The sequence below is a fragment of the Streptomyces sp. WMMC940 genome (genome assembly GCF_027460265.1).
Classification (GTDB): Bacteria; Actinomycetota; Actinomycetes; order Streptomycetales; family Streptomycetaceae; genus Streptomyces.
The window spans coordinates 1,442,693-1,468,888 of the sequence record NZ_JAPZBC010000001.1 but is presented as its reverse complement, the minus strand read 5'-3'; the positions used below and the strand labels follow the sequence as shown (position 1 = coordinate 1,468,888).

The window sequence follows — 26,196 nt, the reverse complement described above, 5'->3', positions numbered from 1 at the left end:
CCGTCGTGCCACGTCGTGCGCCGTCCTGCACCGGCCGGTGACCAGGAACATACCGACTGGTCGGACCGACGGGAAGGCGGCGGGAGCGGTCACCGCAACGGGGGTGCGACGGGGAGGCGTTGTCAGTGGCGTGCGGCAGGGTGGCGGGTGCACCGTCACATATGACGCGAGACGACCCGAGAGGAACGGCCGACCGATGAGTGCCACCGCTGTGATGACGTCCCGTGAACGAGCCGCCGCCCAGGCGTACGTGCGGCTCCTCGGCGCCGTGCGCGCCGCGCTCGCCGAACCTCCCGGTGCCGACGCCCCGCCGCCTCCCGTGCTGCTCAGCGCCCCCATGGCGGAGGCGGACGAAGCCCTCGCCGCTGCGGGCCTCGTCGGCAACGAGGTGGCGTTGTTCGGTCTGGTGACGGGGCTGCACCGCAGGAGTCCGGCGGACCCGGTGAGTCCGCCGGACGCGTCGGTCCCGTAGGACTCGTCGAGCCCGTCGGCGCACGCTCTCCGCGGCCGGCGCGCGTTCACGCCTCGTGGCGCAGGGGAGTGAGCTGCTCGATGTCGTAACGGGCCCGGAGCTCGGCGATCGCCCCGTGATCGGGCGGGCCCCCCGCGTCGAGGATGGCGATCAGCTCCTCGAAATACCGTTCGTGGTCCGGCGGAGGGGACGCCTGGAAGAACATCCTCGCCGGCTTCCCGGTCCGGTTGGCGAACGCGTGCGGACAGCCGGGCGGCACCACGACGACCGTGCCCGGACCCGCACGCACCGGACGCCGCCCGCTCGGTGACTCCCAGTCCCGCCAGTCGCCGTCCGTCCGCACCCGCGGCTCGAAGGCGAGCATCTCCAGCTCGCCGTCGAGCACGTAGAAGAGCTCCTCGCTCCGGGCGTGCACATGCGCCCCGACGTCGAACCCCGGAGGGACGACCACCTCGAAGCTGGACGACACACGGGAATGCGCACCGGTGACCTTGAACGTCACCTCCTGGGCAGCCGCGCGCAGCGTACGGCCGTGGCCCGCGGGCACCAGCAGGCCCTCGGCCGGGGCGGGGCGGTCGCCCTCCGCTGCCCGTGGGTGCTGTACGTGGGACGTCACCAGACCACCGGCAATCCCTCGGGACCCCGTATCAACGCACCCGGCCGCCAGCGCAGTTGCTCCGCCGGCCCGGCGAGACGCATCCCCGGGAAGCGGTCGACCAGGGCGGAGAACAGCAGCTCGGTCTCCAGCCGGGCCAGCAGCGCGCCCACGCAGTAGTGCGGACCGTAACCGAACGCCACGTGCGGGTTGGGGCTCCGGTCCAGCAGGATCGCGTCCGGATCGGCGAACACCTCCGGATCCCGGTTGGCGGCGAGGTACGAGACGTAGACGGCCTCTCCCCGGCGGATCTCCCGGCCGCCGACGGTCAGGTCCTCGGTCGCGACGCGGCACAGCCCGACCCCGTTGCGGTGCGGAATCCACCGCAGCAACTCGTCCACGGCCGTGGCGCGCACCCCGGGGTCCCCGCGCAGCCGGTCCAGCAGATCGGGCCGCGTCAGCAGGATGTACGCCATGTTCCCCGTGTTGTTGGTGACCGCCTCGCCGCCGATCTGGATCAACAGCGCCAAGCCGACGGCCTCGGCCACGGTGATCTCCCCGTGCGTGACGGCCGTCGACAGCAGCCCGATCACGTCGTCGCCGCCGGTGCCCCGCCGCTCGCCCAGCAGCCCGGCGAAGTAGTCGCACATCGCGGTCCTGGCCCGCTCGCTGCGCTCGGCGCCCTCGGCGGAGGAGAGGATGAGCGAGGTCCACTCGTGCATCGTCGGACGGTCTCCGGCGGGTACGCCCATGAGTTCGCAGACGACGGCCAGCGGGAACGGCGCGAGGACACGGGCGACGAGGTCGGCGGGCGGCCCGTCGCCCAGGACGCCGTCGACGAGTTCGTCGAGCACGGTCTGTGCGCGCCCGCGCAGCCGTTCCACGCCGCGGGTGGTGAACGCGGGGGCGACGGCACGGCGCAGCCGTGTGTGGTCGGGCGGGTCCTCGAAGCCGACCGCGCCGTCCACCGGGATGAAGTGCGGTGCCAGCCGGGTGACATCGCTGCCGACGACCGCCTTGCGGCTGAAGCGCGGATCGTTCGTCACGGTCCGCACGTCCTCGTGGCGCGTCACCAGCCAGGCCCAGCCCTCGCCGTTGGGGAGCCGGATCCGGGTCACGGGTCCCTCCCGCATCAGCGCCGCGAGATCCGGGTCGAACTCCACGCCGGTCAGGTCCCGTACCGGCCAGAAGCGGACCGGGGGAGGCGCGTCGGGCGTCGATAGCGCTGCCGCTGCTGCCGTCGTGCCTTCGGCGGACGTGGCCGTGGCCTCGGCAGCCGTGGTCCTGGCTGCTGCCGCTGCCGCTGCCGCTGCCGCTGCCGTCGGTGTCGGTGTCGGTGTCGGTGTCGGTGTCGGCTCAGGCTCTGGCTTCGGTGTCGTCGGCGCCAGGGGCGTCGGTGTCGTGGAGGCTTCGTCCCGCACGGTCAGCACCTCCCCGCCGGAGCAGGAGCCTCGGCCTCGGTCCAGCGCCCCAGACTCATCTCCGCGGTGATGCCGGGGCCGAAGCCGGCGAGGATGCCGCGTGCGGTGTGCCGGGTCGAGCCCTCGTCGAACAGCCGGCGCAGGGCGTCGAGGACGACGGCGCTGGCTATGTTCCCGTACTCGGTGAGCGTGGCCCTGCTGAACCGGAACGCCTCGGGCGGCACCCCGAGGTACTTCCCCAGGTCGTCGAGGATGCGTGGACCGCCCGCGTGGATGATGTAGAAGTCCAGCGAGGCGGCGTCCCAGCCGTGTTCGGCCGCGAGCTCCCTGAGCGCCGGCGCCAGTGGTTCCATGGTGCCGGGCACCCGTCGGTCGAGCTTGAAGTGGAAGCCCGTGGAGCGGACGTCGTAGGCGATCCAGTCCTCGGTGTCCCGCACCAGGTAGGAGCCGTTGCGCTCCAGGGCGACACCGTGTCCGCCCCTGCCGCGCACCACGGCAGCGGCCAGACCGTCACCGAAGAGCCCGTTGGACAGCAGATTGCCCACGTCCAGATCGGTCGGCTGGTAGCACAGCGAACAGAACTCGCACGCCACGATGAGGGCGTTGGCCTCCGGGTACGCCGTGCAGAAGTCATGGGCCCGGTTGACCGCTGCGCCCCCGGCCGCGCAGCCGAGCTGGGCGATCGGCACCTGACGCGCGTCCGTGCGGAAGCCCATGGAGTTGATCAGCCAGGCAGTGAGCGAGGGCATCATGAAGCCGGTGCACGACACGTAGATGATCACGTCTATGTCGACGGGCCTGAGCTCGGCGTCGGCCAGCGCCCGCTCGATCACCGAGGGCACCCGGGCCTTCGCCTCGGACTCGTAGAGGGCGTTGCGGCGTTCGAAGCCGGGGTGCCTCAGCGTCTCCTCGATCGGCTGCACCAGGTGCCGCTTCTCCACCCCGGTGTTCCGGATCAGGCGCAGCGCCAGGTCCAGTTGTGGGTGGTCCGCGTGAACGGCCCGCGCCAGGTCCAGCGTCTGCTCCATGGTGATCACGTGTTCGGGTACGGACACCGCCGGTCGGCACAGAGTGGCCATGATGGTGCGCCCTTCTCTCGCGTTCCCCTCCAAAAGGATCCGGGAGGTCACCCGTTCGCGCCCGCCGAGGAAAGCCCTTGTGGCTGGTCCGTCCGGGTGATGGCCCGCCCATGCCGTCCGGACCGCGCGGCGTCCGCGAGGTGCTGGTCCGTCCGGGTGATGGCGCGTCGGTGCCGTCCGGACGGCGCGGCGACCGGGAAGGGATGTCGAAGCCGTTGAACGCCGCCCGCTCCGCTCACCCGGCGTGATCAGGGGCCGCGGCGGCATCGGGCGTCGACGTGGGGAGTTGAACGTGAAGACGTCAGAACCCGGGACGCCGGCCGTGTCCGGACCCGGTCCGCGGGGGGACGGGGGCGTTCGCCACTGGAGCCTCAAGGACCTGAGGGCGCTGGACTTCGACCCGTTCCTGACCACGGTCCTCCGGGACGAGCCGGTGGCACGCATCCGGCTTCCGTACGGCCGGGGCACCGCCTGGCTCGTGACGCGCCACGAGGACGTCAGGTCCGTCACCTCGGACCCCCGGTTCAGCCGCCGGGCCCTCGCCGACCGGGACGTGACCAGCGGTTCCCCGCATGCCATCGCCGACAGGCACGCCTCCCTCAACTACACGGACCCTCCGCATCTCACGACCATGCGCCGGGTCGTCGCCCGCGCCTTCACCGGCGGCAGCATGGAGCGCCTGAGACCCCGGGCCCAGCGGACCGCGGACGCACTGCTGGACGAGATGGAGCGGCACGGTGCCCCGGCCGATCTGGTGCGGTACCTGCACGGGCCGTTCCCGCTGTCCGTCGTCGGCGATCTGCTGGGGCTGCCGGAGGAGGACCGCGCCCGCATGATCTCCTGGACGGACGTGATCATGACGCCGGGTGCCGCTCCGGCCCGCAGTCAGGCTGGGAGGAAGTCGGTACGCGAGGTCGTCGAGGCGCTGCTCGTCCGCCGGCGCGCGGAACCCGCGAACGATCTGGCCGGGGTGCTCGCCGCCGCCGCCTCCGACGGGGAGATCAGTGATGACGAGGCGCTGTCGATGGCGACGGCGATCCTCGTGAGCGGCGCGCACGCGGTCCGCAACAACAGCGCAAACATGGTGTTCGCCCTTCTCACCCGTCCGGAGCAGCTGGCGCGGCTGCGCGCCGAGCCCGAACTGCTGCCGCGGGCGGTCGAGGAGCTGCTGCGCTTCGTCCCGCACCGCAACGGCGTGGGCCTGCCGAGGATCGCCACCGAGGACGTGGAGGTCGGCGGCGTGCGCATCGGAGCCGGCGAGGCCGTCCACTGCTCGTACCTGGCCGCGAACCGGGACCCCTCGGTCTTCCCCGACCCGCACACCCTGGACCTCGGCCGTTCCGCGGCCGCGCATCTGTCCTTCGGGTACGGCCCGCACCACTGCGTGGGCCCGATGCTGGCGCGGATGGAGTCCGAGGTGATGCTGGCGACGCTCCTGCGCCGCTACCCGCGGCTGGCCCTCGCGGTGCCCGAGGAGGAGATCGCCTGGCAGGAGGGCGCGCTGATCCGCGGGCCCAAGTCCCTCCCGGTGAGGTGGTGAGGACGCGTGGACGTGGAACTGCGTATCGTGCACGGCACTCCGGACGCCGAGGAACTGGCCGCAGTCATGGCCGTGCTGACCGTCGTCGCCCACCGCCGCTCGACGGCCCGAGCCGCCGCCGGCGGAGGCGAACCGGACGGCGGAGCGCGGCGCGCCCACTGGGACCGCGCCTGGGGCGGCGGCTTCCAGCCCTGCGGCTCATGGCGGGAACGGGACCGAACGGTGACGGCGTTCGACCCGGGAGGCCGCTGAGCCGGGCCGGGCGGTGTTGTTGTTCGATTCGGGCGGTCGCTGGGCCGGGCGGGCCGTGGTGTCGTTGTCGATTCGGGCGGCCGCCGAGTCGGCCGGGCTGGTCGTGCCCGTTCGGGTCGGGTGCAGACCGGCGCGGGACTCCTCGACATCGCCCCGCATGAACCCGTACGTCCCGGGTATCCGAAGCGCGCGACAGCCCCCACGAAGGGGGCGGCACCCCCTCGCCGCCCCGCGAACGGCCCCGCCCGCCACCCCACCCCCTCCGGCAGGCGGGGCCGACGCCTCCCTCTCCCGGAAGTGCGGTCCTCTCCCGGAAGTGCGGTCAGACGAGGAGCCTCAGCGACGTGTCCGACACCCCCACACGGACCGACTGACCCCAGGTGAGCTCCAGCGCGTCGGACTCCATGCCGTCACCGAAGGCCACCAGCCGGTCGCACTCGACGGTGAGGCGCAGTCCGCGCCCGGCCGTCAGGTCCCCGTCGACCAGCGAAGTCCCGGTCGTGGGGGAGGGCCAGGCCTCCCGGACGAACCAGAGGAGCCGGGCCTCGCCGGGTGCCGGCAGCGGCCGGCCGCCGCCGCGTTCTCCCCACAGCGACCGCAGCCAGCCGGTCGCACCCGTTCCGGTGCCGACGAGCACCCCGGAGGACGCCTGGGCCTCGCCGGCCGTGACCTCCTCGGACCCGTGACCGGCACCCCCGGCCTTCCCGCCGCTCGTGCCGCCCCCGCCGCCCCGGCCGCCGTCGAGTTCCAGCCGGTAGCGTGATGTCTGGTGGTCGGGACGGCCCAGGTAGATCTCGTTGAGCGCGACGAGCCGCTGGGTGTCGTCGGCGATCGCCTCCACCATGGTGAGTTCGTCCGTCGTGGCCCCGCGGCCCACGGCGGCCTGCAGCAGCCGCCCCGTGTCCTCGGCCCCGTGCCGTACCAGTACGCCGGTGTTGCGGCCGGGATCGGTGTCGATGCCCACCACCGGCTGACCGGCCAGGTACTTCGCCGTGTTGGCGACGAGCCCGTCCTGTCCGGCCACGACCACCACGTCCTCGGGCGCGAACAGGAACCGGTCGAGGTCCGACCGCTCCACCCGGGCCCGTCGCCACCGGGCGGGCACGGCCGCCGAGACGGCGGCCAGTGCCTGGCGGCTGCGCCGGTGCCGCTCGGCGACCTCACGGATGCTCCGGCCGCGGGAGGTGAGGAAGAACTCGGCCTGGCCGTGCGTGCCGTGACGGGCGAGCAGCTCCTCGTACTCGGTGGTGCGGTGCACGATCACGGCGCGCGGGGCGAGACTCACGCTCCCTCCGCTCCCGCTCCCGCTCCCGCTCCAGTTCCCGTCCCGCCCAGCCGCGCGAGCAGTCCGGTGAGGACGTCGGGGGAGAGGGTGATGCTGTCGACGCGCGGCAGGTTCTCCGCGAGCCGGGTGACGGCCAGGGCGTGCAGGGTCGACGGGTCGGCCTCGGAGTGCACCCGGAGCCATGCGGCCTGGGCCCCGGCGCGGGCTTCGCCCACCTCGCGCGCCGCGGTGGCCTCGGCCTTGGCGAGTCGCACCTTCCGGGCGGCCTCGGCCTCGGCGCGCACGGCGTCGGCCGCGGCGCTCTCCTCGGCCTCGCGCCGGGCGTTGGTGCCCTTCTGGTCGACCAACTGCTCTTCCCGGCGCGCGAGTTCGATCCTGCTGGCCAGCTCGTTCTCGGCGATGGCCCGCTCCCGTTCCACGGCCACCGCCCGCCGCTCGTACGTCGCGCGGTCGGCCTCCTGCTGTATCTGCTCGCGGGCGGGGGTGCGCAGGGCCCGTTCGACCTCGGGTTCGGGCCGCAGGGCGATCACGCGCACGGCCACCACCTCGATGCCCGTGGCGGACAGCCGCGGTTCCGCGCCGAGCCCGCCGGAGATCCGCTCCCGCACGGCGGCGACACCGTCGACCAGGGCCGCCGACAGCGGGGTGCGGGCCAGCACGTCCAGCGCGTGCTGCTGGGCCGTCTCGGTCAGCAGGGTCGAGATCTGCTCCAGTGGAGCTCCCCGCCAGGCGCCGGTGTCCGGGTCGACGGAGAAGTCCAGCCGGGCGGCGGCCGTCGCCGGGTCGCTGATCCGGTACGTCACGGTCGCCTGCACGGACACGTCCTGGAAGTCGGACGTCCGGGCGTGGAAGGTCATGGCCAGTTCCCGGTCGTCGACGGGGACCTCGGACAGTGCGGCGGTCAGGGCCCGGAACCAGAAGCTGAGGCCGGGTCCGTCGTGGACGAGCCGGCCATGGCGGTGGTGGCGGACGTGTGCGGTGGGCGCGGAACGCAGATGGCGCCAACCGAAGCGCCTGGTGATGTCGGCCATGTGGCGACCCCCTCTTTTCGTCATAGAGACGATATCGAGGCGGACTGCTTATCGTCAATACGACGTAATTCGGATGCCCGCGCTTGCACCGCGCCATCCCGCCCAGCAGGCTGACGGCATGGCGACCATCAAAGTGCGCAGGGTCTACGACACCCCCCGCCCGGACGACGGCACCCGTGTGCTCGTCGACCGGCTCTGGCCGCGCGGCGTCTCCAAGGAGCGGGCCGCCGTCGATGCGTGGCTCAAGGAGGTCGCCCCGTCGGGTGAGTTGCGCGGCTGGTACCACCACGACCGCTCGCGGTACGAGGAGTTCGACGCCCGCTACCGCACGGAACTCGAGGACGGCGCGGCGGCGCAGGCCCTGGAGCGGCTGCGCGCACTCGTCCGCGGCGGCCCGGTCACCCTCGTCACCTCGGTGAAGAGAGTCGAGGGCAGCCATGTGCCCACGCTCGTCGACGTGCTGGAGAGGTCCGCCGAGCCGCCGGCGAGCCGGTAGCCGCTCACCGGTGCCCGTCCCGGTGCGCAGGGGAGAGCGACGCGACGGTCAGCGGGCGGGAAGGGCGTCCGGGCCTGCGGCCGGGCACGAAGGCGTCCACTCCCGTGAGTTCCGCCGACAGCGCCCGGGCGCGCGGCGTCGCCGGGATCGGGCGCACAGGCCCCCACCCGCCGGTCAGCGCGCCCGTAGCGTCCTCGCCGGGTCCTTCCGCGACGTCGCGGTGCTCCAGGTGGAGACCGCCCGTGCCCGTCGGCCGGCTCGATGTGGCCGCCCACACCTCGAAGCGCGCTCCGGCCCGAACGCCCTCACACGCACGGCCGAGCACAGGTGCGGAGCGGATACGGCCCCCACTCGGGCGGGGAGGGCGGCGGCCCCGCCCGCGCCGTGCTGCCGGGACGACGGACGGCCGGGCCCCCTTCTCCTGGGGTCCGGCCGTCCGTCGCCGCCATGCGGCGCCGCAGGGTGCGAAGACGCACGGTGCGGCGCCGCTCCCCGGTGGTGGCGTGTGCGGCGGCGTGTGACGTGTTACCGGTCCCGGGTCACCACCCGTGCGTCACCCGTGCCGCCCCGCCGGTCGTGGTGCGGGGGTCACCGGCTCATGGGGTGATCAGCCGGCCGATGCCGACACCAGCGGGCGCGCCGAGCAGTGTCCGGCCGTAGTAGACGCCCGAGGAGGGGATGACGCCGGAGGCGCTGCTGTTGTCCAACTGCAGGATCGTGCCGTTGTTCGCGTCCTCGCCGTCCGCGCCCAGGGCCAGGTCCGCCCGCGAGTTGCCCGACAGGTCCGTCAGCGACACGGCGGAGCCGAGCCGGTCGTTCGGCTCGGTCGAGCCGGGTACGCCGGTGGTGTCCTGGTGGTAGGCGACCGACCCGGTGGCCGTCATACCCGTGGCGGAGCCGCGGATCAGGATGGCCTGCCCGGCGTTGGACCGGCTGACACCGCCCCGGGTGAGGTCCTCGCCGGGCAGGCCGGTCAGGATGTCGCCGTACCCGTCGAGGTCGACGTCACCGATGGCGACCGAGGCGCCCATGGTGTCACCGGACTCGTCGGAGTCGGGGATGCCCGTGGTGTTCTGCTGGAAGGTCTGGCGGCCGGTCGTGGTCAGCCCCGTCGCGGATCCCAGGACGGTGGCGACGGCCCCGCCCTTCGCGGTGTGACCGGACTCGGTGGCGTTCGGCTGGCCGATGACGAGGTCGTCGTAGCCGTCGCCGTTGATGTCGCCCGCCGCCAGCGAGCGGCCGCCGCGCGGGTAGAGGATGCCGACCCGCTGCAGTCCGGCGGCCGAGCCCTTGAGGGCGAGCAGCCGGCCGACGCCCGCCGAGTCGCGGTAGGTGACGGCCGCGTCCGCGTAGCCGTCGTTGTCGAAGTCGCCGCTCGCCGCGGAGGCGAAGGAGACCACCGAGGTGTTGGCGGTGTTGCTCAGCCAGCCGGCCTTCGTGGCGTACGTGGGGTTCCTGGACTCGAAGACCCACCAGCGGCCCGGCTTGCCCGGCGCCACCGACAGGACGTCCGCCGTGCCGTCGGCGTTGAAGTCGCCGGTGGTGACGGCGGTGCCGAGCTTGTCGCCCGTGACCCGGTAGGCGGGTGAAGTCATGTAGCTGACACCGGAGTTGAGATTGGGCCCGGTCAGGACGGTCACCGAGCCGGTGTCGGTGTGGCCGGACTCGTCGTCCTCGCCGGGGGTGCCGACGACCAGGTCGGCGTGGCCGTCACCGTTGTAGTCGCCCCAGGAGGAGCTGGTGCCGAACTGGTCGCCCCCCTCCGAATCGCCGGGCACGCCGGTGCTGTTCTGACCGATCACGGTCCGCACCGTTCTGCTCGGCCCGTCCGTGGTGCCCGGCAGGACGGTCACCCGGCCGGCTCCGCCGTCGGCCCTGGGCAGCGCCGCGACCAGGTCGCTGATGCCGTCGCGGTTGTAGTCGCTCGTCGGGATCGCGGAGTTCCGGCCGGGACCGGCGGCGAAGTCCCGGACGGCGGGGAGCTTGGCGTACAGGTTCTTGCCGGGGCAGGCCGTCGCGAACGCGTCGCGGTGCCCGGAGATCACGTTCATCGTCGCGGACTGGCCGGTCGTGTACTTGCCGGTGTTGCCCTGCGCGGTCAGTGTGACGGTGCCCTTCGGGTTGCCGCCGTACTGGCCGAGCTTCCACGCGGCGACCCTGGCCGCCGACCGCAGCGCCGCCTTCGACGGCCGGCCGGCGGGCTTGCCGGTCGCCGGATCGCCCTCGAAGTCGCCGAGCAGTGCGATTCCGGTGGAGTAGCTGTTGAAGCCGTAGGTGTGGGCGCCCTTGACGGGCAGGTCGACGCCGCCGCCTCGGCCCTCGAAGATCTGGCCGCACTTGTCGACCAGGAAGTTGTAGCCGAGGTCGTTCCAGCCTTCGGTCTTGACGTGGTACGTCATGATGCCGCGTACCAGCGCAGCGGACTCGGCGCAGCTGTAGTCGTTGGTCCCCACCGTGTGGTGGAGGTAGACCGCCTGGATCTTCTCGATGTACTCGGCGGGGTCTGCGACCAGCGACTCGTCCGCGCCCCACTGCGCTCGGCCGATGATCGGGGGCTGCCGGACCGTGGACGGCAGCGCGACGGGCTTGGTCGGTGTCGGTGTCGCGGTCGGGGTGGCGGTGCCGGTGGCCGTGTCGGTCGGGGTGACGGTGTCCGACGGGGCCGGCGGGTCGCTCGGCAGCGGCTCCTGTGTGGACGTCTCCGAGGGAGCGGCCGTGTCGGTGACCGTCGCGGAGGTCGTCTCCTCCACCGGGAACGCGGCGTTGTCCATGCCCGGGCCGGGTGAGCTCAGCCGTACGGACGGGGCGGCCGGGTTCCTCGACTCCGCCTTGCTGACGCCCGGGTCCACCATGTGCAGTTTCAGCCCCTTGGGCAGGGCCCGTCCGGACCTGCCCGAGTGGACGCGCACCTGAACGGCGGTCGACGGGCCGACCCACAGCGGCTCCGAGGCCGCCCGCTTCGCACCCTCCGCACCGTCGGGGCGGTGCGCGTCGAACTCGACCGACTGCCAGCCGGACCACTTGCCGGTCGCGGCGTCACGGGTACGGACCTGCGCCGTGCCGTCGAGCTGGGCGGCGTCACCGTCCCAGCCGATGCCGACCAGAGAGAACGGTGCCGCGTCGGTGGCCGGCAGTTCGCGCTCCGTGGCGCCGCCCCGGGCCAGCGCGAGGGTCCGCAGCTTCGCCACCCGCTCCGGCGGCCCGGCCGGCCGCGGCGGGTCGGACGGATTCGCGGTGGCCACCGTGACCACGCCGGCTCCCCCCAGGACCACGGCGCCGAGCGTCAGCCACGCCCGGCGTCTCAAGCTCAACGGTCGATACGCGTGCGACCTGCGCGGGCTCAAATGCCCCACCCCTCAGTGATGTTTCCGGGTTTCCCGGTGGCCCTCCCGCATCAGGAGCACCCGACCAGTTCAGCGGGTCGGAGCGGTGAAACATCACAGCCGCCACCCCGCTTGTGATCGAAGTCACATGACGGTGGGGTGTGAGCGTGGCGAGGGGGCGGGAGCCCGAGGTTCGGGTCACCGAGGCGGGGCGGTGCGTCAGGAGGGGTCGTCCTCGGCGGACGACAGATGGAAGAGTCCCCCTTCCGGGTCACGGATCGTCGCCGTTCGCCCGAGCGGGGTCTCCTGCGGGGGCGTCACGACGGTGCCGTGCGCCGCGGCCGCGCGGGCCGTCGCCCCGTCCACGTCGTCGCGGCAGAAGTGGACGTGCCACTGGGGGCGGATCGCGGGCTCCGCCGACTCCGGGACGCCGCCGTACATCCCCGCCACCGTGCGGCCCCCGGCCCGCAGCATCACGCGGTCGTGCTCGTAGCGCACGTCGATGGCGTCCGGATGGGCGTCCCATTCGAACACCCCGCCGTAGAACATCGCGGACGCGAACGGGTCCCTGGTGTGAAGCTCCAGCCACGCCACGGCGCCGGTTCCCCGGCCCGCCCGCCACCCCGGGGAGGCCGGCCCCTCCCAGATGCAGAACGCGGCGTCCAGCGGATCGGCCGCCCAGGCGATCCGCCCCCGGCCGAAGGCCAGCGGCCCCACGGCGACCGTCCCGCCCCGCTCCCGTACACGTCCGGCCGCCGCGTCGGCGCTCTCGGCCACGAAGTACGCCGTCCAGGCGACCGGCAGCCGGACCCCCATGCTCTGCGCGGACTCCACGAGACCGGCGACCGGTTCGCCGTCCGCGTGGGCGACCACATACCCCTCCGCCTGGACGTCCGGCGCGAACTCCCATCCGAACACCGCGCCGTAGAAGTCCTGGGCGGCCCGCATGTCCTGCGTCGTCAGGCTCACCCAGCACGGCGTGCCCGGCACCCCGGGTGAAGTGCTCGCCACGGCCGCTCACCTCATTCGCGTCAATTCGTGTTCATCCCGGGGCAGGGCGGGCCAGGACAGACGGCCACCGGTCAAGGGCGGGCGGCCGCTCCCTGACACCCTTCAACAGAATCGGGGCGGTCGCCACCGCAGCGGGTACGCCGCCGACGCCCGGCGGCGGCGTACCGAAAACCCGTTGGCACGGTGTGGGCGACCGGCTAGTGTGGCGTCGCCGCCGTGCGCGAGACACGGCCATGGGCATCGAGACACACACGGAGGTGAGGACGTTGATGACGGTCATCGTGCCGGGCGCTGCCCGGAACCCGAAGTTCATCACCCCTATTTCCGTGGTCACCGGCTGACCTGCTCCTTCCTTGTCGCACGCCCGTGCGCGCGTTGCCGGGGCCACCCGTGTGAAGGGTCTCCCTTGTCTCTCCCCTCCTCTGCCCACTCTTCTTCCGAAACTCCCTCCGCGGGCTCCTCCCCGCACTCTCCTCACGGCGCCTCCGCCACCGGCCGCGGGGCGGCGCACCCGCTCGCCTCCTACGGCTGGGACGGCGACCTCACGGCCGCGTTCGCGCCGTACGCCGAACGCGGACTGGTGCCCGGGCGGGTCGTACGGGTCGACCGTGGCCAGTGCGACGTCGTCACCGCGGCCGGGACCGTCCGCGCCGACACGGCGTTCGTCACGCCGCACGACCCGCTCCGTGTGATCTGCACCGGCGACTGGGCTGCCGTCGACCCGGAGGGCGGCAGCCCCCGCTACGTACGGGCGTACCTGCCGCGGCGCACCGCCTTCGTGCGCTCCACCTCGTCCCAGCGGTCCGAGGGGCAGATCCTCGCCGCCAACGTCGATCACGCGATCATCGCCGTATCGCTCGCCGTCGAGCCGGACCTCGGACGGATCGAACGGTTCCTGGCGCTGGCCTGGGAGAGCGGGGCGCAGCCGCTCGTCGTCCTCACCAAGGCCGATCTGGTGCCGGACGTGACCGCCCTGTCGTACCTGGTGCAGGACGTGGAGACCACGGCCCCCGGCGTCCAGGTGCTTCCGGTCAGCTCGATGACCGGGGAGGGTATGGACGTCCTCGCGGCGGTCGTCTCCGACGGTACGAGCGTGCTGCTCGGCGTCTCCGGCGCGGGGAAGTCCACGTTGGCGAACACGCTGCTCGGCGAGGACGCCATGGACGTGCAGTCCACGCGAGGCGTCGACGGGAAGGGCCGTCATACGACGACGACCCGGAACCTGCTGCTCCTCCCCGGCGGCGGCGTGCTCATCGACACTCCCGGGCTGCGGGGGGTCGGCCTCTTCGACGCGGGCGCCGGTGTGGGCCAGGTCTTCTCGGAGATCGAGGACCTGGCCGCGGACTGCCGTTTCCACGACTGCGCCCATGAGTCGGAGCCGGGCTGCGCCGTGCTCGCGGCACTCGCCGACGGCTCGCTGCCGCAACGCCGACTGGACAGCTACCGCAAGCTCGTCCGCGAGAACCGGCGCATCGTCGCGAAGACCGACGCCCGAGTCCGTGCGGAGATCCGCCGCGACTGGCAGCGCAAGCTCGCGGAGGGCCGCGCGGCGGGCGAGGCGAAGCGGAGCGGCCGCGTGCGCTGATTCCGCAGGGGTTCCCGGGGCCCCAGGGGGTCCGGGCGTCCGGGCGCCCACCGGGTCCCGGGGGAGCTCCCCCGGGACCCGGCGGCGGGCCGCCGGGCCGCGCCGTCCGCGGCGGTACGGGGCGCCTGCCGACCGGGCAGTGCCGACCGGGCCCCGGAGCGCGACCCACGTGGATCCGGCGCTTCCGGGTCCCGGAACCACGCGTCGGCCCGCCGGCCGGGCGTCGGCGGCACACAGGCGCGGGTACCGGTGCGCCCCCGCGTCATCCACGCCCGTACGCCCGGCGGACCGCGCGCCCGGGCGGATGCCGAGCGGGCGCGGGACGGGGCCGGGATCCGTCGAGGCCGGCCCACCGCGGCCCGTACGCGGTGAGCGACGTGCCCGGCCTGCCCGCCCGGGAAGCGGTGGACCGGATCGAGAGAGGGTCGTCGGGCCTCCGGTGCGGGGGTGTGCGCCGTGCCCTGCGGTCGGCCCACGGTTCCGGGGCTCGTCGGGGTGTCCGGTAAGCGGATGTCCGCCGTACCTCGCGGCTGCCGTACGGTTCCGGGACCGCGGCCGTGGACGAACGCTCGGCCGGTCCGTGGCTCGACGCCGGACCCGGATCCAGCCGGCCGATCTGCGCGTCCACCGAACCGGGGTGGATCCGGACGGAGTGCCGGGTCTCGGCCGACCTCCGCGCACCAGGCGGCCGATCACCCCCTTCGCTCACCCCGCGACAGCCGCCGTTCCCGCGTCGACGGCGGTCGCTTGGGCAAACCCGGCGCCGGCCGCCCCGATGCGCGCTTCCGCCCCATCCGCATCCGTCCCCGGCAGTCCCGCGGCTGCGGACGGCACCGCGAACGCCGCGAAGCCCGCGTCGCCGGCGTCCGCCTCGGCGGCCGGCCCTTCCGCCCCGGAGACCGCGGCCGCACTCGTGCCCGGGCCGCGCGACCGGCGCTCGCCGGCCGAGCGTGCCACCCAGCCCTTCTCGTACGCGTGCCAGCCGAGTTGCAGCCTGGTCGTCACGCCGGCCAGGTCCATGAGGCCCTTCACCCGCCGCTGGACCGTGCGGAGGCCGAGGTCGAGCTGCTTGGCGACGCTCGCGTCCGTCATGCCCGCGAGCAGCAGCGAGAGGATCCCCAGGTCCGTGGCGTCCGGGCCCCCGGGGCCGTCCTCCGTCACCTCGCCGCTCCCGCCGAGGCGCAGCGGCAGCGCCTCCCGCCACACGGCCTCGAACAGACCGGTCAGCGACTCCAGCAGTCCGCTCGCGTGGACCACCAGTGCCGCCGGCTCCGAGCCGCTCCCCGTCAGCGGGACCATCGCCAGCGTCCGGTCGGCGACGACGAGTCTGGTCGGCACCCGGTCCACGACCCGGACCTGCTCGTCGCGGCCGAGCGAGGCCGACACCTCGACCAGCCCCGTCGGCAGCGTCAGCACCTCGCGCTCGATGACCACGCGGTACGCGACGCCACGCTGCGCCGCCCGTTCCTCCGCCTCGTGGTCCGTTCCCGAGACGACCGTCGGCTGCCCGCTGACGAGCGCGCACACCTCCTGGGACGCGCCCAGTTGGAGCTGCAGGAAGCGGTGCGCCACCGCTCCGGCCCCGGTGACCACCTCGACCAGGTCGTGCACGGGCGCTTCCGTGGACTCCACCCGGTACTCCCGGGCCAGCAGTGCCGCAGCGAGTTCCGCCTGCTCGAGTTCGTGGCGGTGCTGGGTGAGCAGGGCGCCGAGTGCCACTCCCGGCGGTGCCGCCACCCAGCGGTCGGCGCGCGCGGACGACTGCGCGGCCAGTCCCTGACGCTCCAGCAGCCGCAGCGCCCGTTCGGTGTCGGCCTCCGGGAGCGCGAGCCGGTGTGCCAGGTCGGCCACCTCCGCGGCGCCCAGCGCCACCAGTGCGCGATACGCCGACTCCTGCCTCGCGTCGAGACCTATTGCTCCCAGCACCCCTGAGCCCTCCCCGGACCTCACCGTTCCGCCTGCTGCGGACACGATCGTGGCGGAAACCGGCCACGGCGTAAACCCGCCGCCCGGCATCGTCCCCAGAGGGCTTCCGGCTCTGCCGATGTGGCGCCACCACGAGCACCGGACGGACAACCGGTGTCGCACCAGCGCACACATCACAGCAGCAGTACCCACACCACGGACCCGACACGCACCGCCCGGACGGCACACACCACGCGACGACCACCGGCGTCAACGGCCGGGCGCCCGGCGTGCGCTGACCACCCGAACGTCCGGCGGGCGTCCTTCCCGTGGGGGGTGGGGACGCCCGGCGGACATGCCTGTGGACCGGGACATTGCGGAATACGCCGTTTTCGTGCGGCCCCCGCGGTGGACAATAAGGGCATGAGTCAGCAGGGGGAGAGGCCCGCCGCGGGCGACGACTGGTGGAACCGGCTGTACGACGAGTCCGCCCCGGACACCGGTCCCGCCGCGCCGGCGGGCGACACACTCGACGACCGTTTCGACTCCGCGGTGGACACGGTGGGTCCCGAAGGGGCCCGGGGCACCTGGTGGCGCCCGTCCCGCCGCGGTGGCGGCGCCCCTTGGGAGCCGCCCGCCGCCCCGTCCACCCCGACGGGTTCCGCCGAGGACCCGCGCGCGTCCCGCACCGAACCCGGGTGGCCTGCCCCCACTGCTCCCACTGTCTCCGCCGCACCTCCGCCTCCGCCGGCGCCGCCGCCCGCGCCGGGCGTCGAGAGCCCGCTGCCCTCGTCCTCCGTACCGTCGCCGCCCCCGCCGGTCGCGCCGCCACCGACGGCCCCCGGCGGATCCGCGCCCGACGCCTCGTCAGTCCCGCCCGTCCCTGCGACCTCTGCCGCCCCGCCCGTCCCCGCGCCGGTGACGCCCCCGCCCGCCGCGGCCGGTGCCGAGCCCGTGGGGGACCCCGCGGGAGGGCCGCCCGCGGCACTCCCGCCGAAGCCCGCCGCGCCTCCCGCCGGAGCGGCCGACGCGCCCTCCGATCGGGTGACCCGGAACGCGGGGCGACGCGGGGCCGTGCCGTGGCCACGACGCAAGGAGGGCACCGGAGGCAGGGGCAGGGGCGGGTACGTGGGGGACCGGCCGCCCACGTACGACGCCGAGCCCACCGCACTGCCCGCCGCGGATCCGGACGAGCTCGACGGGATCGTCGCGGACACCGTGCTGGACGGTGCGCGATACGGCGCGTTCACCCTGCGGGCCGCCTCCGTGCGGGGGGACTCGGCCCGATACCGCGGTGAGCCCCGCCGCGACGCATTGCTCACCGCACGCTTCGGTGCCGGTGAGGGGGCCCTCGTACTGGTCGCCGTGGCCACCGGCGCACGGGCCGCGGAAGGCGCCCACCTGGCCGCCGCCGACGCCTGCCGCTGGATCGGCGGCGCCGTCGGCCGCAGCCACGCCCGGCTCGCCGAGGACATACGGGCCGGCCGGCGCGGCGACCTGAAGTCGGGGCTCCACCGGCTCATCGACCGTTCCTTCGGCAAGCTCCGCGCCCGCGCCGCCGAGCTGGGCGTGACACCGGAGGAGTACACGGCGAGCCTTCGGTGCCTGCTGCTGTCCGCCGATCCCGGCTGCCGCACCCGGGTGTTCTTCGGGGTCGGCGAGGGCGGGCTGTTCCGCCTGCGCGACGGCGGCTGGCAGGACCTCGAGCCGTCCCTGCCGGACACCCCGGCCGGAGAACCCGTCGTCAGCTACGGCTCCCCGCCCGCCGGGGCCCGTGACGGCGATCGGCTCACCATGGACCTCGGCGTCACGACACCCCCGTCGCCGCACATCGACGCGCCCGTCCCACCGCCCGCCGAACCGTTCCGGTTCCGTGCGTCCGTGGCCCGCCCGGGGGACACGCTGCTGCTCTGCAGCAACGGCCTCGCCGACCCCCTGCGCGGCGAGGCCGCACTCGCCGAGGAACTGGCGGAACGCTGGGCCGGGACGGAACCGCCCGGTCTCGCCACCTACCTGGCCGACACCCAGCTGAGGGTGAAGGGCTACGCCGACGACCGTACGGCGTGCGCCGTCTGGGAGGCGTGACCGCCGGAGCCGTGGATAGATGGATCCATGGCCAAGCAGAACGTCGCAGAACAGTTCGTCGACATCCTCGTCCGCGCCGGCGTGCGGCGGCTGTACGGAGTCGTCGGTGACAGCCTCAACCCCGTCGTCGACGCCATCCGCCGCAACTCCGCGATCGACTGGGTCCAGGTCCGCCACGAGGAGACGGCCGCGTTCGCCGCCGGCGCCGAGGCGCAGATCTCGGGCCGGCTCGCCGCGTGCGCCGGCTCCTGCGGCCCCGGCAATCTGCACCTGATCAACGGCCTGTACGACGCCCATCGCTCCATGGCCCCGGTCCTCGCCCTCGCCTCGCACATCCCGTCGTCCGAGATCGGTCTCGGTTACTTCCAGGAGACCCATCCGGACCAGCTGTTCAAGGAATGCAGCCACTACTGCGAGCTGATCTCCAACCCGCAGCAGATGCCGCGCCTGCTGCAGACCGCGGTCCAGCAGGCCATCGGCCGCAGCGGCGTCAGCGTCGTAGCTCTCCCGGGTGACATCGCCTCCCGTCCCGCGCCGGAGAAGTCGATCGAGCACGCCCTCGTCACCTCGCGCCCCACCGTCCGGCCCGGCGACGTGGAGATCGACGCCCTGGCCCGGATGATCGACGAGGCGGACCGCGTGACGCTCTTCTGCGGCAGCGGCACCGCGGGCGCGCACCACGAGGTCATGCAGTTCGCGGAGCGCGTCAAGTCACCCGTCGGGCATGCGCTCCGCGGCAAGGAGTGGATCCAGTACGACAACCCGTACGACGTCGGCATGAGCGGACTGCTCGGCTACGGCGCCGCCTACGAGGCCACCCACGAGTGCGACCTGCTGATCCTGCTCGGCACGGACTTCCCGTACAACGCCTTCCTGCCGGGCGACGTGAGGATCGCCCAGGTCGACATCCGGCCCGAGAACCTCGGCCGCCGATCCAAACTCGATCTCGCCGTCTGGGGTGATGTGCGTGAGACGCTCCGCTGTCTCATCCCGCGCGTGCGGCTGAAGGACGACCGGCGCTTCCTCGACAAGATGCTGAAGAAGCACGCGGAGGCGCTGGAGGGCGTGATCAAGGCGTACACCCGCAAGGTCGACAGGCACGTGCCCATCCACCCGGAGTACGTGGCGTCCGTGCTCGACGAACTCGCCGCTGACGACGCGGTGTTCACCGTGGACACGGGCATGTGCAACGTCTGGGCGGCCCGCTACGTCACCCCGAACGGCCGGCGGCGCATCATCGGCTCCTTCAGCCACGGCTCGATGGCGAACGCTCTGCCGCAGGCCATCGGCGCCCAGTTCGTCAACCGCGACCGCCAGGTCGTCTCGATGTCCGGCGACGGCGGACTCACCATGCTGATGGGCGACTTGCTCACCCTGCGGCAGCACGACCTGCCGGTCAAGATCGTGCTGTTCAACAACTCCTCGCTGAGTATGGTCGAGCTGGAGATGCTGGTCGCGGGTCTGCCTTCGTACGGAACCGGCAACCTCAACCCGGACTTCGCCGAGCTGGCCCGGGCCGTGGGGATGTACGGCGTCCGGGTCGAGAAGCCGAAGCAGCTCGCGGGCGCGCTCAAGGACGCCTTCGCGCACGACGGCCCGGCCCTCGTCGACGTCGTCACCGACCCCAACGCCCTGTCCATCCCACCGAGGATCAGCGCCGAGATGGTCACGGGTTTCGCGCTCTCCGCGAGCAAGATCGTGCTGGACGGCGGCGTCGGCCGGATGGTCCAGATGGCGCGCTCGAACCTGCGGAACGTGCCGCGTCCGTGACTCCGGGTGAGATCGGCATGCGTGGCGGCACGTCCGCGGGGCATGCATTCCGGGAGTGCCTGTTCGAGCCGGACGGGACGACCGAAGGGGAAGGGACCGTTCCGACGTGCGGTGGGGGAAAATGGCGGGACGTCAGGAGGGTTCGGGCGCCGCGCAGTTGCGACGCAGCGTGAGGCGCGCGGACCTCAGGGCGGTACCGGAGGTGAGAAGGGCTCTGCGGGCCCTGCTGGGCCACTGGGGCGAGCCGGGCTCGGCCGAGGTGGCGGAGCTGCTGACCAGTGAACTGGTGACGAACGCGTTGGTGCACACGGAGGACGGGGCGGTCGTCACGGCGACGGTGGCACCCGCACGACTGCGGGTCGAGGTAAGGGACTTCACGACCGGGCTGGTGGAGCCGCCCGCGGAGCCCGTGCCCGACGAGAGCACGCACGGAAGGGGCCTGCTGCTGGTGCAGAGCCTCGCTGACGCGTGGGGTGTACGGGCCCACGGCCTCGGCAAGGCGGTGTGGTTCGAACTGCACGGTGGACCGGCGTGACCGGCGTGACGGGAGGTATGGACGCGTCGACGCCGGCCGGAGTGCGTGCGGGGTGGGGTCCGGGGTATCGCTCACGCGGAGGGCTATGACGCCCGGGGCGCCGGAGTTGGGAGTGAGGCTCGGCGCCGACCGTGAGCCGGACGCGAGGCTCGGGGCCGATCGTTGGGGAGGCGCGAGGCTCGGGGCCGATCGTTGGGGAGGCGCGAGCCCCGTACCGGTCCGTACGTCGCGATGTGCAGCGCGGGTCGGCCCACGACGCCGTTGAACGCGGGTGCGACGCGCCGCCGGGCGGGTTCGACGCGGACGGGCGGGACCCGTGAAGGGGCCCGCCCGTGCCGGTACCGTGCGGTGTCAGCCGAACTGTTGCTCGAGATGCTTGAGTTTCTGCTCGAGGGACTCGAGACGCGGCAGCGCCTGGGTGTCGTCCTCGGCCGTGAGGTCGACCGTGACGGGGTCACTGCCCTTGACGGCCTGCAGGGAGGGCCTTGAGCGCGACGGCAGTTGGCCGGACTCGGCCTTGGCGGGCTCCACGACGGCTCCGACGGCCGGTGCGGAGCCGGGGAGACCGCCGCTCACGGTGGTGGTGACCTCCACCTGCCGTCCGCCGCGCCGCCCCCACGCCCGGTGCTGCCGGCTGAGCGCCCGCAGCCGTGCCCGCTCCAGCTTCTCGTGATCGCGACGGCGCATGCGCTCCTGCTCGTTCCGGCGCCGGTCCTCGCGTACCTCGTCGACCGCCTCGTCGAGGGTGCGCACTCCTTCGAGCAGCATCAGCGACCAGGCACCGAACGTCTCACGGGGCGCCCGCAGCCACCGCACGACCCGGATCTGCGGCAGCGGCCGGGGCACCAGGCCCTGCTCGCGCAACGCCGCCCTGCGGGTCTGCTTCAGCGCCCGGTCGAAGAGCACGGCCGCGGACAGCGACATCCCCGCGAAGAAGTGCGGGGCACCGTCGTGACCGAGCCCGCGCGGCGCGTGGACCCAGTTGAACCAGGCCGCCGCACCGGCGAACAGCCAGACCAGGATGCGTGAGCCGAGCGCGGCGTCGCCGTGGCTGGCCTCACGCACGGCGAGCACCGAGCAGAACATCGCGGCGCCGTCGAGGCCGAACGGGACCAGGTACTCCCAGCCGCCGGAGAGGTTCAGGTTCTGCCGGCCGAAGCCGACCAGGCCGTGGAACGACAGTGCCGCGGCGACCGCGGCGCAGCAGAAGAGCAGGAGGTACGACGCGGTGCCGTAGACGGCCTCCTTGCGCCTGCGGCGTTCCTCGCTGCGCTCCCACGAGTCCTCGGTCGCGGCACTGCCCCGGGTGCGCCTGCCGCGCGCGAGCACCGCGACCGCCGCGCCGACCCCTGCGAGCATCACGCCGCCCGGAAGCAGCCAGTCGAGCGATATGTCGGTCAGTCTCATGCGGTGTCCCTTGCATCTGCATCGCGTTGGGCGTTTCGCGCGCCATATTGGCCGAAGTGCCGTCGCGGACAAGGGGTTTCACGGCAAGAGAGCGCCAACAGGTCCGCATGACCTGCGAATTGGTGCCATTCGCTCGAACATCCCGGCAGGTGAAGGGAATTGAGTTCGATTACCGCAGCTCGCGGGACGTCGGTCGAGCGTGCCGTCGGGGGTGCCGAACTTCGAGCGCCGTCGGGCGTGAGCCGAACCCCGGGGAGTGCCGGCCCGGGTCAGCCCTGTGCGGCGAGGCGCCGCACCCGGTCGGCGTCGCAGGTGCGGGGACAGGTGACGCAGGTGTCCTCGGGGCGCAGCGTGTAGAACATGCAGCAGCTCGCCCGGTCCCTGGTGGGCAGCGGCTCCCCGGACGGCCCGGTGAGCTCGCGGAACCCGGCCGTGCCGACGTACGGCTTGGTGGCGCCCGGGAGCAGCGCCTCCAACTCCGTCATGGCGCGGCGCTCCTCGCCGAGAAGGTGCGCCACGTACCAGAGCCCTTCGACGACCTCGTCCGTAGCCATGCCCCACAGGGCGCGCCGTCCGCGCCGCATGCGCGGGCCGAAGCTGTCGAGGATCGCCTCCATGTGCTCGGTGACGGCGTCCCGCACCTCCGCACGCAGTGCGTCCTCGTCGGCGACCACGCGCGCGCCGGGGTGTCCGGCCGCCGGGTCGCCCGGCAGACAGGAGAAGGTGCGCACGCGGACCGCCATCCGGCTGCGGGCGCGCTGGTAGGAGACGTCCCCGACGGGCAGCCGAGGGACACGCCGTTCCAGGAACCACGGCACCGTGATCAGCAGGCAGGCCGGCCAGGCGTAGCGGTGGAGCCCGAAGCTCGCGACGACGTCCGGGCGGGCCTGCCGGCCGTAGTCCTGCAGCACTTGTGCGTCGTCCCACGCCAGGAACGCGTCGAGGGCGGCGCCGCCGGCCGCGAGGTCGGCCGCCGCGACCCAGCCGGTTCCGCGCGGCGCCGGCTCGCCTTCCGTGAGCTCTCGCACGCCGAGCCCGGGGAACACCGCGGACATCCGTGCGTACGCGCCGGTCACGGGCGTTGTGGCGGGGGAGGGGGCGGGAGGCCGCGAGCCGTGAAGGACAGCGGGGACCGTCATGCTGGGACCACCGAATCGCGATCGTTGGCAGGTTAGCCTTACCTTACCCGATGTGATCGGTGTTTGAACTGTGACCCCGTCCGCTTATCGTGCACGCAGGACCCGCGCCGTGCGAGCCGGGCCCGGAGCGCAGGCGGAGGAGGACCCGAGTGGAGCAGGGCAGCGCGCGCGGCCATGCGGCGGCACAGCCGTCCGCGTCCTTCCGCGTTCCCGGGCAGACGCGGGCGGAGCACGCTCCCGGCCCCCGTTCGGGCCCACGTTCCGGCCACGGCCCCGGCTCCGATACCGGCCCACGTTCCGGTCCCGGCTCCGGTACCCGCCCGGACAACGGCTCCGGCTCCGGAGGGCTCCCGGGCCCGGTCCAGGGACCGGATGCGGCAAGTGGCTCGGTTCCCGCCCGGGGATCGGCTCCGGCTCATGGCTCCGCGCCGGCACACGGCCCGGCTCCCGCATGCGGCCCGCCTTCGGCCCAGGGCGCGGTTCCGGAAGGCGGCCCGCGTCCGTCACACGGTCCGGCTCCGGCCCGGGCCCGAGCGGAGCGGTCCGCCCAGGGCCCCCACCCCGCCGCGGCCCCCCTTCCCGGGGAGGCGCATGCCCCGGTGGCCGGTCAGACCCGCGAGGAGCGTGCGCCCGGTGCCCGGCCTCCCTCCGGGGGGCGGGGCAGCGGCCGGGGCGAGGCGGCCGGTAGGGAGCAGTCCGTCACCGGGGCCCCCGCGCCGCGCAGGCATGACGACGGTACGGAGTCGCCGTCCGGCGCGCACGTCCGGGGTGAGCACACCCACAGCGAACCCCCGGCGCCCGGCACGGTCGTCCGTCGGCACTCCGTGCGCGGCCAGATCGTGGACGCCCTCCGGGCGGCTCTCGTCAGCGGTGAACTGCGCCCCGGCGAGGTCTACTCGGCCCCCGCGCTGGGCGAGCGGTTCGGTGTCTCCGCCACCCCCGTACGCGAGGCGATGCAGCAACTCGCCCTCGAAGGCGCGGTGGAGACGATCCCCAACCGCGGCTTCCGGGTCGTCGTGCGCACCGCCCGGGAACTGGCCGAGCTGGCCGAGGTCCGCGCCCTGATCGAGATGCCGGTGATGCTGCGGCTCGCCCGTACCGTCCCGGCCGCCCGCTGGGCCGAACTCGTGCCGCTCGCCGAGGCGACCGCGGCCGCCGCCGCGACCGGAGACCGGGCCGGCTACGCGGAGGCCGACCGCGCCTTCCATCGCGCCGTCCTCTCGCTCGCCGGCAACGACCAACTCGTCGCGGTCGCCGACGACCTCCACCGGCGCTCGCAGTGGCCGCTGCTGAGCGCCCCCGCGCCGCGCCGTGCGGACCTCGTGGCCGACGCGGCCGAGCACGCGGCCCTGCTGGAGGCGCTGATGGTGCAGGACCTGGCCGTGGTGAGCTCCCTCGTACGGGAGCACTTCAACGGCGCGGACCGCTAGGGCGGGAGCGGTGCGCGACCCGGTCGTCCCCCTTCCGGCCCAGAGCGTGCGCGGCGCGGTGTGGGCCCTCGCCAACCGGTTCGGCGTCGTGGCCAGGAGCCCCGGTGAACTGGTCGGCGCGCTGACGGGCATCGGTCTCACGGGCGTGGCCGTCGCTCCTCCGCCGCCGGACGGCGGGGAGCCGGCCGAGGTGACCGAACTCGTGCGCGCCCTGCGGGACCTGGGCCACATCCGGCTGGTCACCTCACTCGGGCGGGAACCGGGAGTCGCACGGGACGGGTCTCCCGCGTCGGACCCGGACCCGGAACGGGCGCCGCTTCCGTCCGGTGCCGCGGCGGACGGAAGCGGTGACCGCCTCGTGGAGCCGGTCCGCGCCGGACCGCCGGACCTCGGCGACCCGGCCGTGGTCTGTGCCGCGGATCCCGTGGCCGTGACGGCCGCTTACGAGCACGGCGCTGACGGCCCGCGCGGACGCCCGAACGAGAACCACGGCCGGGGGCGACGCACGGACACGTACGACGGTCCGGCAAAACGCCCGGACGCGGGCGGCGGCCCGGACGGGATGGGCGGCCCGGACCGGCGTTCGAAGGGGCACGTCGGTCCGGCAGGAGACGCGGAGGGGCACGGTGAGCCGGCGGGAGACGCGGAGGGGCACGGTGAGCCGGACGAGCACGGCGGACTGCGGGCGGCCTGGTTCCGGGCCGGCCAGTCGCTGATCCGTGAACAGTCGCCGGCCGAGCGGGCACTCGTCCTGCTCACCTCGCTCGGTGACGACGCCGACCCCCGCCTTCGCCCGGCCCTCGACGCCCTCGCCACCGCGGCTCCGTGGCGGTCCGACTGGACCCGGGTGCGCGGCGATGTCTCCCCGCCCTGGCCCGGCCCGGTGGCGGCGCTCGCCCAGGGCACGGGCCGTTGGTCGCGGCATCTGCTCGTCGCCGATCAGCGCGGAGCGATACGTTCGGTGCACCCCGCCGACGCCACTCCCGCACCGGGGACGGCCACCATGACCGTGCGGATCACGGCGCTCGCCCCCCTGCCCGACGGCACCCTGCTGATGCTGGACGAACGGGGACGCCTCCGCACCCACGGCGACACCCCGCTCACGGACGCGGTGGCCGCCACCCTGGACGCGCATCCCGGCACCGCACTGGCCGCCACTGCCAGGCTCGTCCTGGTCGGCGACCGTCACGGATCGCTGCACGCGTTCGGTTACGACGGCATGCACCAGGCCGCCGCGCACCGCGGCAGGGTCACCGCCGTGGCCGTGTCGGACGGTCCGGCGCCGCTGGTGTGCAGCGGGGGCGCGGACGGCACGGTTCGCACCTGGACGCCCGGCCGCCGTCCGGAGCACACCCCGTTCGTGGAACGGGGTGTCCCGGTGACCGCGCTCGCGGTCCACGGCCGGACGCTGGCCGTCGCCTGGGCGGACGGACTCGTCGAACTCCGCCGCTTCGGTACGGAGGAGGCCCTGCCGCTGCGACCCGGCCCGCCGGTCCGGGCGGTGGCGGTGCCGGAGGAGGGGTCGATCGTCGTCGGTACGGACGACACGCTGTTCCGCGTCACGGCGCGGGCCCCGTGATGACCGGCCGGTGCGCCGGCGCGTCCCAGCCCCGACGGGGCGTGCCGTGCCCGACGGATTGCGCCGTGCCCGAGGGGCGGCACGCGATGCGTCGCGCCCGCGGACCCGTCACCTGTGACATGTCACACGACCGGCGGGGCGGTCGACCGACCGATCGGGTGCGTTCGCCTGGGTCGGTTCATGCTGCCGGGAGCAGCGGCCGGCAGCATCGCACGGCCGGCAACATCGCACCGAGCGGCAAGAACCGCACCGACCG

At 73.9% G+C, this 26,196-nt stretch carries 19 protein-coding genes and 1 pseudogene; 10 read left to right on the top strand and 10 right to left on the bottom strand.

The genetic code is table 11. The features are described 5' to 3' along the window. The first annotated feature begins 196 nt into the window (after positions 1-196). Positions 197-472: a hypothetical protein gene (locus O7595_RS06500; protein WP_269727773.1), complete on the top strand. Its 276-nt coding sequence runs from the start codon at positions 197-199 to the stop codon at positions 470-472. A 46-nt stretch (positions 473-518) separates the two neighbouring features. On the opposite strand, the gene O7595_RS06495 is transcribed toward O7595_RS06500, so the two are convergent. The 3 genes from O7595_RS06495 to O7595_RS06485 form a co-directional block, all read right to left on the bottom strand. Continuing rightward, entirely contained in the window at positions 519-1,088 is a 570-nt protein-coding gene (locus O7595_RS06495; RefSeq protein ID WP_269727772.1) for a cupin domain-containing protein, read from the bottom strand. Then, positions 1,085-2,230, bottom strand: a complete 1,146-nt coding sequence (locus O7595_RS06490; RefSeq protein WP_443071576.1) for a cytochrome P450 — start codon at positions 2,228-2,230, stop codon at positions 1,085-1,087. Before O7595_RS06490 ends, O7595_RS06495 begins: the two co-directional genes overlap by 4 nt. A 260-nt stretch (positions 2,231-2,490) precedes the next feature. Next, a complete protein-coding gene (locus O7595_RS06485; protein WP_269727771.1) occupies positions 2,491-3,567 on the bottom strand; it encodes a type III polyketide synthase in 1,077 nt (358 codons plus the stop codon). A 292-nt stretch (positions 3,568-3,859) separates the two neighbouring features. Between O7595_RS06485 and O7595_RS06480 the strand changes: the two genes are divergently transcribed. After that, positions 3,860-5,107 (top strand): cytochrome P450, encoded by a 1,248-nt coding sequence (locus O7595_RS06480; RefSeq protein ID WP_269727770.1) that lies wholly within the window; start codon positions 3,860-3,862, stop codon positions 5,105-5,107. Between the two features lie 12 nt (positions 5,108-5,119). Then, the gene (locus tag O7595_RS06475) at positions 5,120-5,359 is read left to right on the top strand and encodes an acyl-CoA carboxylase subunit epsilon (protein WP_269727769.1); all 240 of its coding nucleotides are present in this window, start codon (positions 5,120-5,122) and stop codon (positions 5,357-5,359) included. 322 nt (positions 5,360-5,681) lie between these two features. Here the strand turns inward: O7595_RS06475 and O7595_RS06470 are convergent, their stop codons facing one another. Both O7595_RS06470 and O7595_RS06465 read right to left on the bottom strand, forming a co-directional pair. Further along, a complete protein-coding gene (locus O7595_RS06470) occupies positions 5,682-6,644 on the bottom strand; it encodes a hypothetical protein (RefSeq protein WP_269727768.1) in 963 nt (320 codons plus the stop codon). Further along, on the bottom strand, positions 6,641-7,675 hold the full coding sequence (locus tag O7595_RS06465) for an SPFH domain-containing protein (RefSeq protein ID WP_269727767.1): 1,035 nt from the start codon (positions 7,673-7,675) through the stop codon (positions 6,641-6,643). The genes O7595_RS06470 and O7595_RS06465 overlap by 4 nt, the downstream gene beginning before the upstream one ends. Before the next feature lie 118 nt (positions 7,676-7,793). Between O7595_RS06465 and O7595_RS06460 the strand changes: the two genes are divergently transcribed. Further along, entirely contained in the window at positions 7,794-8,171 is a 378-nt protein-coding gene (locus O7595_RS06460) for a DUF488 domain-containing protein (protein WP_269727766.1), read from the top strand. A gap of 596 nt (positions 8,172-8,767) precedes the next feature. Here the strand turns inward: O7595_RS06460 and O7595_RS06455 are convergent. Both O7595_RS06455 and O7595_RS06450 read right to left on the bottom strand, forming a co-directional pair. Continuing rightward, positions 8,768-11,476 (bottom strand): FG-GAP-like repeat-containing protein, encoded by a 2,709-nt coding sequence (locus O7595_RS06455; RefSeq protein ID WP_269727765.1) that lies wholly within the window; start codon positions 11,474-11,476, stop codon positions 8,768-8,770. Between the two features lie 237 nt (positions 11,477-11,713). Next, positions 11,714-12,484: a VOC family protein gene (locus O7595_RS06450; RefSeq protein WP_269732393.1), complete on the bottom strand. Its 771-nt coding sequence runs from the start codon at positions 12,482-12,484 to the stop codon at positions 11,714-11,716. Positions 12,485-12,911: 427 nt separating this feature from the next. Here O7595_RS06450 and rsgA point away from each other — a divergent pair, with 427 nt between their 5' ends. Next, on the top strand, positions 12,912-14,090 hold the full coding sequence (rsgA, locus tag O7595_RS06445; protein ID WP_269727764.1) for a ribosome small subunit-dependent GTPase A: 1,179 nt from the start codon (positions 12,912-12,914) through the stop codon (positions 14,088-14,090). Positions 14,091-15,029: 939 nt separating this feature from the next. Here rsgA and O7595_RS06440 read toward each other — a convergent pair. Beyond that, a pseudogene (locus tag O7595_RS06440) lies at positions 15,030-16,016 on the bottom strand (helix-turn-helix domain-containing protein); the annotation flags it as partial. A 402-nt stretch (positions 16,017-16,418) separates the two neighbouring features. Between O7595_RS06440 and O7595_RS06435 the strand changes: the two are divergent. The 3 genes from O7595_RS06435 to O7595_RS06425 all read left to right on the top strand — a co-directional run bounded on the left by O7595_RS06435 (position 16,419) and on the right by O7595_RS06425 (position 20,385). Continuing rightward, a complete protein-coding gene (locus tag O7595_RS06435) occupies positions 16,419-18,080 on the top strand; it encodes a protein phosphatase 2C domain-containing protein (protein WP_269727763.1) in 1,662 nt (553 codons plus the stop codon). 27 nt (positions 18,081-18,107) lie between these two features. Further along, complete coding sequence (locus O7595_RS06430) at positions 18,108-19,850, top strand: pyruvate dehydrogenase (RefSeq protein WP_269727762.1); 1,743 nt, start codon at positions 18,108-18,110, stop codon at positions 19,848-19,850. A 121-nt stretch (positions 19,851-19,971) separates the two neighbouring features. After that, entirely contained in the window at positions 19,972-20,385 is a 414-nt protein-coding gene (locus O7595_RS06425) for an ATP-binding protein (protein WP_269727761.1), read from the top strand. 351 nt (positions 20,386-20,736) lie between these two features. On the opposite strand, the gene O7595_RS06420 is transcribed toward O7595_RS06425, so the two are convergent. Further along, positions 20,737-21,792, bottom strand: coding sequence for a DUF2637 domain-containing protein (locus O7595_RS06420; protein WP_269727760.1), 1,056 nt, complete (start codon positions 21,790-21,792; stop codon positions 20,737-20,739). 269 nt (positions 21,793-22,061) lie between these two features. Then, complete coding sequence (locus tag O7595_RS06415; protein WP_269727759.1) at positions 22,062-22,931, bottom strand: (2Fe-2S)-binding protein; 870 nt, start codon at positions 22,929-22,931, stop codon at positions 22,062-22,064. 599 nt (positions 22,932-23,530) lie between these two features. On the opposite strand from O7595_RS06415, the gene O7595_RS06410 reads away from it, so the two are divergent. Both O7595_RS06410 and O7595_RS06405 read left to right on the top strand, forming a co-directional pair. Continuing rightward, positions 23,531-24,361 carry a GntR family transcriptional regulator gene (locus O7595_RS06410; protein ID WP_269727758.1) on the top strand — a complete coding sequence of 277 codons (831 nt, stop codon included), beginning with the start codon at positions 23,531-23,533 and terminating at the stop codon, positions 24,359-24,361. A gap of 10 nt (positions 24,362-24,371) precedes the next feature. Then, positions 24,372-25,940, top strand: a complete 1,569-nt coding sequence (locus tag O7595_RS06405) for a WD40 repeat domain-containing protein (RefSeq protein ID WP_269727757.1) — start codon at positions 24,372-24,374, stop codon at positions 25,938-25,940. Positions 25,941-26,196 lie beyond the last annotated feature (256 nt).